Genomic DNA, 9,330 nt, shown 5'->3' with positions numbered 1-9,330 from the left:
CGGCCACGAAGGGCGGTGGCGACGGCGGCTCGCCGGGTCGGGCGGCGGTGACGTAATGCGCGGTATGCATGCGGGTGGGTGTGGCGCGATGATGCGCGGTAGTCGTGCGCGGCGGCGCGACGACTTAACGCGCGCAATCGGTGCGCGGGAGCGTCACGCGGAAATGCACGGTATCCGTGCGCAGAGGCGCGACGAGGTAATGCGCGGTTCACGCGCCAAGACGCATGACGCGGCAACGCACGGCATCTGGAAGACGCAACTGCGCACAGGTGCAACGTGGGCACGCTGGCTGCGCTGTGCGATGCGGGCCGTATGGTTCGCGTGTTGTGCGTTGCCGCTATGCACTCCGGCGGCCGCGCAGGATGCAGTGCAACATGGCGCGCCCGCGCTGCAAGTGACACAGCTTGAACCCGGGCTCTACGTGCATCGCGGTCAGGATAATGTCGCCACGCGCGAGAACGGCGGCGATATCGCGAACATCGGTTTTATTGTCGGCTCGCGCTGCGTCGCGGTGATCGATACCGGCGGCACCGCGGCCGAGGGACGCGCGCTGCGCGCGGCGATTCGCGCGGTGACGCCGTTGCCGGTCTGCTATGTGATCAATACGCATATGCACCCGGATCATATTTTCGGCAACGTCGCGTTTACCGCCGACCATCCGCAATTCGTCGGCAGCGCGACGCTGGCCGAAGCGGAGGCGTCGCATGAAGAAAGCTATATGCGCGTGCTCAGGCGCGAGCTGGGCGCGCTCGCGGACGGCAGCGAGATCGTGCCGCCGACGCTGACGGTGACCGGCAGCACGACGCTCGATCTGGGCAACCGCGTGCTGCGCTTGCAGACCTGGAAAACTGCCCATACGAACAACGATCTGACCGTCTACGATGAAGCTAGCGGCACGCTGATGGCGGGCGACCTGCTGTTCGTTCAGTGCATTCCGGTGATAGACGGCAGCGTGCTCGGCTGGTTGGACGATATCGCCGGGATTCGTGCGATGAACCCGCGGCGCATCGTACCCGGCCACGGCCCGCTCGACGTGCCGTGGCGCGACGCGCTCGGCGCGGAGGAACAGTATCTCGCGCGCATCGTGCGCGAGGTGCGTGCGGCGATCAGACAGGGGCAGACGATGCAGCAGGCGGTCGATACGATCGGCATCGACGAGCGCGGCAAGTGGCGCTTGTTCGATATCTATCATCGCCGCAATGTAACGGCCGCGTATGCGGAGCTGGAGTGGGAGCAGTAAGGCGGACGCGATGGTTCGCAGCGCCGGTGGTGACAGGCCGGCGCACGCGCGCATCTTGCTTACGCGCTGAAGTATGGAGGGACGGGACATGAACAGGATCACCCAAGCCGTATGGGCCGGCTCGCTCTTGATGGCCGCGACGCTTGCCACCGGCGCCGCGTATGCGGACGAGCATGCGGAAGACAACCCGGATACGCCGCCGCGCTGGGTCGATTTCAAGGAAGGCACGTTCAAGGATCGCGCCATCGACACGCATGCGGACGCCGTGATCAAGCTCGACGCGCCGGCGCGCGCGGCGGACGGTGCGGTGGTGCCGATCGCGATTGCCGCGCAGTTTCCACAGACGCCCGCGCATTACATCAAGAAGGTCTACCTGTTTATCGACGAGAATCCGGAGCCCTATGCGGGCTCGTTCTCGTTCACGCCGGATTCAGGTTTTGCGACGATCGAAACGCGGGTGCGGGTCGAAGACTATACGTTCATGCGCGCGATTGCCGAAACCAACGACGGCAAGCTGTATAGCTCGGTGCGCTTCGTGAAGGCGTCGGGCGGCTGCTCGGCGCCGGCGGGCAAGGACGACGCCGCGGCGGAAGCGAACGCCGGTCTCGTGCGCCTCACGGTGCAGGGCCAGACGACACCCGGCAAACCGCAACTCGCGCAGCTGATGATCAGGCATCCGAATCGCACCGGCATGGCGATGAACCAGGTGACGCGCAACTACGCGACCGCCTACTTCGTGCGCAAGGTGACGGTTAGCTATGGCGACAAGCCGGTGATGATCGCTGACGTCAATTTTTCGATCAGCGAGAACCCGAATTTCCGCTTCTGGTTCGTGCCGCGCGGTGACGGCGAACTGAAGGCGCATGTCGAGGATACGAAGAACAGGCAATTCGATGCCGCCGTGGCAGTCAGCCCGCAACCGGGCGCGCAGCAGAACGCGTCGTCGAAGCTGTGATGCGAGCGGTGCGGGACGGTGCGCATCGGCGCGGCGCGACGCGATGGGCCGTGTGGGCAGCCACGTTCGCAAGCGTCATGGCCGTCGCGAGCGTGGCGCTGGGTGCACCGCCTGCCGTTTTCGCGTCGGCTGCGTTTGCCGTTGCGGCCGGTTCGCCGCGGGATGTCGGCGGCGTTGCCGCGGGCGCGACTGCGGCAGGCAAGGCTGCGCGCAATACGGAAGGACGCGATGCGCAGTCGGCCGATACGCCGTTTCGTGCGCCGGTGCCGGTCGAAATCGCGCCCGGTGTCTACGTGATGTTCGGCAGCGGCGACGCGGTGACGCCCGCGAACCATGGCATCGTCGCCAATAACGGCTTTATCGTCGGCCCGAGCGGCGTGACGGTGATCGACACCGGTTCGTCGTATCGCTATGGCCGCGCGATGCTCGACGCGATCCACAACGTGACGCGCTTGCCGGTCGAACTCGTCGTGATTACGCATCAGGGGCCGGAATTCGTCTTCGGCGCGTCGGCGTTTCGCGACCGGGGCGTGCCGATTCTTGCGCAGCGCCGCACGGCGGAACTGATTCGCGAACGCTGCGCGATTTGCCTGAAGAATCTGATTCGCACGCTTGGCGAAGATGAAATGGCGGGTTCGCGCGTGACGGTGCCGGATCGTACCGTCGACGGCGCCACGGAGATCGATAGCGGCGGGCGCAAGCTTCGTCTGCTGTATTTCGGTCCGGCCAGCACGCCGGGGGATCTCGCGGTGCTCGATCCGTCGACCGGTGTGCTGTTTGCGGGTGGTCTGGTTAGCGTGGCGCGCATTCCCGAACTGCGTAACGAACGCATTCCGGGTTGGCTCGACGCGCTCGACAAGTTGAAAGCACTCGACGCGAAAGCGATCGTGCCGGCATTCGGAAAGCTCGCGAGGCCCGCCGACCTCGACCGGCTCGCCGTGTACCTGCGCGAACTGGACGCGGCGGTGCGGCGCGCGTTCGCGGCCGGCGTCGGGCTGACTGAAGCGATGCATGAGGTGCAGGTGCCTGCATTCCGGCGTGACAGGCTGTATCGCGTTGCGCAACCGCAGAACGTTGAGCATCTGTATCTGCAGTTGGAGAAGGATAGGGATAAGACCGGGCCTTGAGAAGCGAAGCGGCGAGGTCATGATGGCGCGAACGCGCGAAGGTGCAAAGCCGCAAAGCCTTCGATCAAGCCGTCGCGCCGCCGATGCACCGCGCTGTGGCTAGACTCGCCGCACCGCTCAGCTCCCCGTCGTCACCCGTGGTTCGTCAACCGGCATGAAGCCGTCGATGCGCGCCGACAAGCCGCTTGCGTCCCGGCGATTACGCAAGGTCAACACAATGCCGAGCCGCCTCGCGATTCGCACGGCGATGGCGAGGCCGAGACCGCTGCCTTGCACTTGCGTGTCCGAGCCGCGATAGAAGCGGTCGAATACCCGTTCGAGTTCGTCGTCCGGAATACCGGGCCCGGTGTCGCGCACCTCGATGCCGATGCGGCCATCCGCGCGCGCGAGCAGCAGATCGACCGTACCGCCTTCGCGCGTATAGCGGATCGCGTTGTCGATCAGCGTCGAGAGCAGCAGAAAGAGCGCATGGGTATCGGTGCGCGCGACGTATGGATCGGCGTCGCCGTGCGCCGCGCTCGTCTCGAGCCCGAGGTCGATGCGTTTCTCTTCGGCGAGCAGCGAGAATTCGCCGACCACCTGCTCGCCGACGCGCCGCAGGCTGACCGGCGCCATCGGTGTCGCGGCGGCGGCATCTTCGCGCGCAAGCGTCAGCAGTTGCTGCACGAGATGAATGAGCCGCTTCAGGCGCCCTTGAATGCGATCGAGCGTCGCGTCCGAGCCGGCTAACGTGCCGTCGCGTGTGGCCGCCTGCAATTGCAGTTGCAGCGCGGCCAACGGCGAGCGCAACTCATGTGCGGCATCGGAGACAAACATGCGCTGCGCCTGCGAGGCGACATGCAGACGCTTGAGCAGATCGTTCAATGCGACGACGAGCGGCCGCACTTCGACCGGTGTGCGCGCATCGATCGGCAGCGGTTCGAGCGCGTCGAGCGAGCGGCTGGCGAGCGAATGCGACAGCCCGCGAATCGGCGCGAGCCCGCGCGTCACGACGAACAGCACCAGCACGATCGCAACGGGCACCATCAGCGCAAGCGGCCAGAGCGTATGCCACGCGAGCGTCAATGCGAGATCGTTGCGTACCGAAAGCGGCTGCGCGACCTGTACGTAGCGGGTGGGTTGCTGCACGCCGAATACGCGCCAGCGAACCTCGTCGTTTTCGACGGTGCGCAGGCCGGCCGCGTAGCGCTCGAGCGTTTGTGTGTGCTGCGAGCGATAGACGATCTCGCCGGACGCGTTCCAGATCTCGATGACGATACGGTCGTCGGCGATGTCGCCGAGCATGCTGTCCGATTGCTGCGCACTCATCGTCGCCTGCAGGTTCGACGGCAGCGAGAGCGCGACGGTACGTAACTCGTAATCGAACAGTTCACCGGCTTCGATGCGCGCGGTGTGGAAAATGCCGGCCGCCGCCGCGGCCGATGCCGCGCCGAAACCGAAGATCAACCATCCGAGCAGCCGGCGCCGGATGGATGTCATTCGATTCTCTTGAGGCGATAGCCGACGCCGCGCACCGTGACGATCTGGTCGGCGCCGAGCTTGCGGCGCAGGCTGTGCACGTGGACTTCGATCGTATTGCTGCCGACTTCCTCGCCCCAGCCGTAGAGTTTCTCTTCGAGCTCGGCACGCGTAAAGACGCGCGTCGGCACTTCGATCAGCGCATGCAGCAGCGCAAATTCACGCGGAATCAGCGCAACGGGTTCGCCGTTCTTAGAGACTTCATGCGCGGCCGGGTCGAGACTGAGCCCGCCGTGCGAGAACACCGGCTGGGTGCGGCCCGCACGGCGACGCAGCAGCGCACGGGCACGCGCGGCCAGTTCATCGAGGTCGAACGGCTTGACGAGATAGTCGTCGGCGCCGGCATCGAGGCCGCGCACGCGGTCTTCGATCGCGTCGCGCGCGGTCAGGATGATTACCGGCGCATCGCCGCCCGCCGTGCGCCAGCTCTTCAGCAGATCGATGCCGTTGCCCTTGGGCAGGCTCAGGTCGAGCAGCACCAGATCGTAAACATCGTTGCCAAGCGATAGCGCGGCAGTGCGGCCGTCGCGCGCCCAGTCGATCGCGTGGCCCGCACGCCGCATCGATTCGAGCACGGTCTCGCCGATCATTTCATCGTCTTCGATCAACAACAGGCGCATCCGGAACTCCGTATCAGACTGGGGTCGATGTTACCGCGACGGCGCGGTGCACCGGTTACGTGCAGGCGGCGGTAACGATGACCCGGTTTCCGCCGATCTTCGGTCAATGATGACCGAAGATCGGTTCAGCCGACCGGCTCGATGTCGATCGGCCGTACTGATAGGTGCTGTTTGCCGGCATACCGTAGTCGATCGTGTCGTCAGGCGGCGCGCTTTGAGACGCTGCGCCCGGTTGACGCCAGCTTTGCTGTTCGGTGCTCGTCGCACCCGAACCGTAACCGTTGGTGGTGGCGCCGCTGCCCATGCCGTTCGTATTCTGCGCGAACGAAGCCACGGGGATGAGCAATAAAGATGCCGAAGCGATAACGGCCAACAGGGCTTTCATGGGCTTCTCCTTGAATAAGAGCGGCATGCGAATGCACACTCATCGACAAGCTTAGTTCTATTGAGCGGATCCTGCCGCGACGCGGCCCGAGCTGCGCCCGAGCCGATGCTGCAGCGCGACCACCGCGACCAGCGCGCCGAGTATGGCGAGCGATGCGGTAATGCGCTCGAGCGCGAGGCCGCCGTCCGCATGCGGCTTGGTCAGTGTGTCGCCGAGCGTCGCGCCGAGCGGCCGGGTCAGGATATATGCCGCCCAGAACAGCAGGCTGACCGGAACGCGTTTCGTGACCCGCCACGCAATGGCGACCGCGACGAGCAGACCCGCGAACACCAGCGAGCCCCGTTCGAAACCGAGGCCGAGACTGGTCGCGGTGAAATCGCCGAGCGCGGTGCCGAGCGTGTTGGATACGAGAATCGTGAGCCAGTAAAACACTTCATCGCGCGAGCGTACGATGTGCTGATATTCGATGCGTCCCGCGACTGCGCGCCAGCTCGCGAGAATCAGCAGCACCGCGCAAAGCAGCAGCGCGGACGAAACGACGTAGCCGAGACCGACTGTGCGGTCGAGAAAATCGGAAAGCGTCGTGCCGACCGTGGTGGTCGCGACGACCACGGCCCAATAGGCGGCCGGGTGATAGCGGTCGCTGCGCACCTGAAGTGTCAGTGTGATGACAAAGAATGCGAGAAAGATCAGCGTCGCGACCGCGTAACCGAGGTCGAGCGTCATCGACAGCGCGTCGCCCCCTGTTTCACCGACCGTCGTCGCAAGAATCTTGACGATCCAGAATATTGCCGTGGCTTGCGGTACCTTGCTGATCAAATCATCCCGATCATCGCCCATCGATGTCGATCGCGTCACGTTGCGTCCTCCATAAAGAACTCGCCGCATGCCCGGTTCAGCTTGCGGGCGAACAAGCGCGATAGTGGCGGACGACGCCTTAAGGCTCCCTTAGCTGCACTGCACCAGAAGGTGCAACGGGACGCGGGCGGCGCTATGCTACTGCTTCTTCCCGTTTTTCAGTCACCAAGGATCTTTCATGAAACCGAGTCTGGGATCGATGGTCGGCTTTCGCCGACCCGACGGCAAAGATGTCAACGGCTATCTGGCGAAGCCGGAAAACCCGCAGGGCGCGCCCGCGGTCGTCGTATTGCAGGAGTGGTGGGGCGTGAACGATCAGATTCGCGGCGTCGCGGACCGGCTCGCGCAGGCCGGCTATCTGGCGCTGGTGCCGGATCTTTACCGCGGCAAATCGACGGTCGAAGAAGAAGAGGCGCATCACCTGATGACCGCGCTCGACTTCGGCGATGCCGCATCGCAAGACATTCGCGGCGCGGTGCAGTATCTGAAGCAGCAAACGCAGCGGGTCGCGGTGATCGGCTATTGCATGGGCGGCGCGCTCGCATGGCTTTCGCTTTGTCAGACTCCGGAACTGTCGGCCGGCGTGATCTGGTATGGCTATCCGCCGCTCGAATACATCGACGCATCGAAGATCAAGGTGCCGGTGCTTGCGCATTGGGCGAAGCAGGATGCGTTCTTCGCGGAGTCGGGCGTCGATGCGCTCGAGGCGAAGTTGCGCGACGCGAAGGTCGATGCGACGTTCCATCGCTATCTCGCGCACCATGCGTTCACCAACGAGACGGCTGTCGGCCCGACCCGCATCGCGGGCACGCAATACGATCCGGTGTGGGCGCAACAATCGTGGGACCGCACGCTGACGTTTCTCGGCCGCAAACTGTGGGCTTGATGCACGAACGGCGCGAACGCATCGGCTGCATCCAATAACAGGGGCGCGCGGTATCGACACCGCGCGCCCCTGTTTTTCCCGCATGCAGTCGTCTGGACGTGATGCGTTCCGCTACGGATGCAGGCTGTGATAGTACGCCGCGAGATTCGCGATATCGGCATCGGACAGCGGCTTGACGACCGTCGACATCATCTCGTTCTTGCGCGCGCCGGTTTTGAAGTCGTTGAGCGCCTTCACCAGATAGTCTTCGTTCTGACCGGCCAGATTCGGCGCTTCAGGCAGCTTCGAGATGCCGTCGAGTCCATGACATGCCTGACACTGCACCGCTTTCGCGCGCCCCGCGGAGACGTCCGCCGCCAGCGCCGCGGATGCGGCACTGACGGCCCATACCGGTAGCGCGAGCCACGCAACCGCTATTGCCGCCCGCGTCATTTAGCCCCCGCATACGAGATGCGGTAGATCGCACCCGCGTAGTCGTCCGAGACCAGCAGCGATCCGTCCTGCAACTGCTGCACGTCGACCGGGCGGCCCATATACTCGCCGTCCGGCGTGAGCCATCCCTCGGCGAACACTTCAGCGGCGCCGGCTGTGCCGTCATCCTTGACGGGCGTGAACATGATGCGCGCGCCGATCGGCTTCGTGCGGTTCCATGAGCCATGCTCCGCATCGAAGATGCCGCCCTGGTATTTCGCCGGGAACATCTTGCCGGTGTAGAAGGTCATGCCGAGATCGGCGGCGTGCGCGGCGAACTCGACTTGCGGGAAGACGACGCCCGCGGGCGGCGTGCTGTCCTTGTACTCTTCGGTGCGGACCTTGCCGCCGCCGTACCACGGGAACCCGAAATTCTCGCCGGCCTTCGTCGCGTGGTTCAGTTCGCCTGGCGGGATGTCGTCGCCCATGCCATCGACCTGGTTGTCCGTGAACCACAAGGTCTTGTCTTTCGGGTTGAAGTCCAGGCCGACCGAATTGCGCACGCCATGCGCATAGACCTCACGGTCCTTGCCGTTCTGGTCCATCCGGATAATGCCCGCCAGCCCGTTCTTGTCCAGCTCCGCGAGCTTGTCTTTGGGCGGCACGTTCCACGGCTGGCCGAGCGCGATATAAAGCTTCTTGTCCGGTCCGACCCGGCACACGCGCGCGCCGTGATTGAAGCTCTCGAACTGCGTGGGAATCAGCTTGCCTTGCGGCACGACGACGGCCGCTGCGACATCCGGGCCGCCTTCGCCGAAGAACTGCGCGGCCGGGAACGCGAGCACGCGGTTCTGTTCGACCACATAGAGCACGCCGTCCGGCGAGAAGCACACGCCGTTGGGCACCTTGAACGTGACAGAGCTGGCAAACGAGACCACGTCGTCGGCGACGCGGCGTTTCGTGCGATCGGTCACCTGCCAGACACGCGCTTTGCGCGTACCGACGAACACGACGCCGGTGGACGGCTCGATGGCCATATGACGCGCGTCGGGCACGACCGCGTAGAGCTCGATCTTGAAGCCGGGGGGCAGCTTGATCTGTTTCAGGTTCTCGCGCAGCGCGTCCGCGCGCTGGCCGGTTTGCGGCACCGTTTCGGGCGGCGTCTTGTTGCCCGTTTGCTGGAAGTTGGACAGCGTGTTGACGTTGTCTGCAGCATGGGCGGGCAGGGCGGCGAACTGTGTCGCGAAGAGCGTCGCGACGGCGAACGGCAGAAGCTTGAGCGTTGCGTTCATCGAAGTGTCTCCTTGGAATTTGCTTCGTCTTCTGGCAA

At 64.7% G+C, this 9,330-nt stretch carries 10 protein-coding genes; 4 read left to right on the top strand and 6 right to left on the bottom strand.

The window, feature by feature from the left end:
* Positions 1–199 precede the first annotated feature (199 nt).
* The 3 genes from HV675_RS07660 to HV675_RS07650 all read left to right on the top strand — a co-directional run bounded on the left by HV675_RS07660 (position 200) and on the right by HV675_RS07650 (position 3,322).
* Positions 200–1,240: a quinoprotein relay system zinc metallohydrolase 2 gene (locus HV675_RS07660; RefSeq protein WP_246270138.1), complete on the top strand. Its 1,041-nt coding sequence runs from the start codon at positions 200–202 to the stop codon at positions 1,238–1,240.
* Positions 1,241–1,328: 88 nt separating this feature from the next.
* Complete coding sequence (locus tag HV675_RS07655) at positions 1,329–2,195, top strand: quinoprotein dehydrogenase-associated SoxYZ-like carrier (RefSeq protein WP_175110268.1); 867 nt, start codon at positions 1,329–1,331, stop codon at positions 2,193–2,195.
* A gap of 77 nt (positions 2,196–2,272) precedes the next feature.
* Entirely contained in the window at positions 2,273–3,322 is a 1,050-nt protein-coding gene (locus HV675_RS07650; protein ID WP_175110267.1) for an MBL fold metallo-hydrolase, read from the top strand.
* Between the two features lie 117 nt (positions 3,323–3,439).
* Here HV675_RS07650 and HV675_RS07645 read toward each other — a convergent pair whose 3' ends face one another.
* The 4 genes from HV675_RS07645 to HV675_RS07630 form a co-directional block, all read right to left on the bottom strand.
* Positions 3,440–4,801 (bottom strand): ATP-binding protein, encoded by a 1,362-nt coding sequence (locus HV675_RS07645; protein WP_175110266.1) that lies wholly within the window; start codon positions 4,799–4,801, stop codon positions 3,440–3,442.
* Positions 4,798–5,460, bottom strand: a complete 663-nt coding sequence (locus HV675_RS07640; RefSeq protein ID WP_175110265.1) for a response regulator — start codon at positions 5,458–5,460, stop codon at positions 4,798–4,800. The genes HV675_RS07645 and HV675_RS07640 overlap by 4 nt, the downstream gene beginning before the upstream one ends.
* Before the next feature lie 103 nt (positions 5,461–5,563).
* Positions 5,564–5,845: a hypothetical protein gene (locus HV675_RS07635; RefSeq protein ID WP_175110264.1), complete on the bottom strand. Its 282-nt coding sequence runs from the start codon at positions 5,843–5,845 to the stop codon at positions 5,564–5,566.
* A 57-nt stretch (positions 5,846–5,902) separates the two neighbouring features.
* Positions 5,903–6,703 (bottom strand): COG4705 family protein, encoded by an 801-nt coding sequence (locus tag HV675_RS07630; protein WP_246270137.1) that lies wholly within the window; start codon positions 6,701–6,703, stop codon positions 5,903–5,905.
* 178 nt (positions 6,704–6,881) lie between these two features.
* Here HV675_RS07630 and HV675_RS07625 point away from each other — a divergent pair, with 178 nt between their 5' ends.
* Entirely contained in the window at positions 6,882–7,589 is a 708-nt protein-coding gene (locus HV675_RS07625) for a dienelactone hydrolase family protein (RefSeq protein ID WP_175110263.1), read from the top strand.
* A gap of 111 nt (positions 7,590–7,700) precedes the next feature.
* Here HV675_RS07625 and HV675_RS07620 read toward each other — a convergent pair whose 3' ends face one another.
* Both HV675_RS07620 and HV675_RS07615 read right to left on the bottom strand, forming a co-directional pair.
* Positions 7,701–8,021 carry a c-type cytochrome gene (locus HV675_RS07620; RefSeq protein ID WP_175110262.1) on the bottom strand — a complete coding sequence of 107 codons (321 nt, stop codon included), beginning with the start codon at positions 8,019–8,021 and terminating at the stop codon, positions 7,701–7,703.
* On the bottom strand, positions 8,018–9,292 hold the full coding sequence (locus HV675_RS07615) for a PQQ-dependent sugar dehydrogenase (protein WP_175110261.1): 1,275 nt from the start codon (positions 9,290–9,292) through the stop codon (positions 8,018–8,020). Before HV675_RS07615 ends, HV675_RS07620 begins: the two co-directional genes overlap by 4 nt.
* Positions 9,293–9,330 lie beyond the last annotated feature (38 nt).

It is taken from the genome of Paraburkholderia solisilvae, assembly GCF_902859875.1.
Classification (GTDB): domain Bacteria; phylum Pseudomonadota; class Gammaproteobacteria; order Burkholderiales; family Burkholderiaceae; genus Paraburkholderia; species Paraburkholderia solisilvae.
Note: the sequence above shows the minus strand (reverse complement) of the source record. Positions and strands in the feature narration are given on the sequence as shown.

What these genes read in the sequence shown, in the direction of transcription:
- HV675_RS07660 (WP_246270138.1), top strand. Translation starts at nt 200, where the DNA reads ATGCGCGGTTCACGCGCCAAGACGCATGACGCGGCAACGCACGGCATC.
- HV675_RS07655 (WP_175110268.1), top strand. Translation starts at nt 1,329, where the DNA reads ATGAACAGGATCACCCAAGCCGTATGGGCCGGCTCGCTCTTGATGGCC.
- HV675_RS07650 (WP_175110267.1), top strand. Translation starts at nt 2,273, where the DNA reads ATGGCCGTCGCGAGCGTGGCGCTGGGTGCACCGCCTGCCGTTTTCGCG.
- HV675_RS07645 (WP_175110266.1), bottom strand. Translation starts at nt 4,801, where the DNA reads ATGACATCCATCCGGCGCCGGCTGCTCGGATGGTTGATCTTCGGTTTC.
- HV675_RS07640 (WP_175110265.1), bottom strand. Translation starts at nt 5,460, where the DNA reads ATGCGCCTGTTGTTGATCGAAGACGATGAAATGATCGGCGAGACCGTG.
- HV675_RS07635 (WP_175110264.1), bottom strand. Translation starts at nt 5,845, where the DNA reads ATGAAAGCCCTGTTGGCCGTTATCGCTTCGGCATCTTTATTGCTCATC.
- HV675_RS07625 (WP_175110263.1), top strand. Translation starts at nt 6,882, where the DNA reads ATGAAACCGAGTCTGGGATCGATGGTCGGCTTTCGCCGACCCGACGGC.
- HV675_RS07620 (WP_175110262.1), bottom strand. Translation starts at nt 8,021, where the DNA reads ATGACGCGGGCGGCAATAGCGGTTGCGTGGCTCGCGCTACCGGTATGG.
- HV675_RS07615 (WP_175110261.1), bottom strand. Translation starts at nt 9,292, where the DNA reads ATGAACGCAACGCTCAAGCTTCTGCCGTTCGCCGTCGCGACGCTCTTC.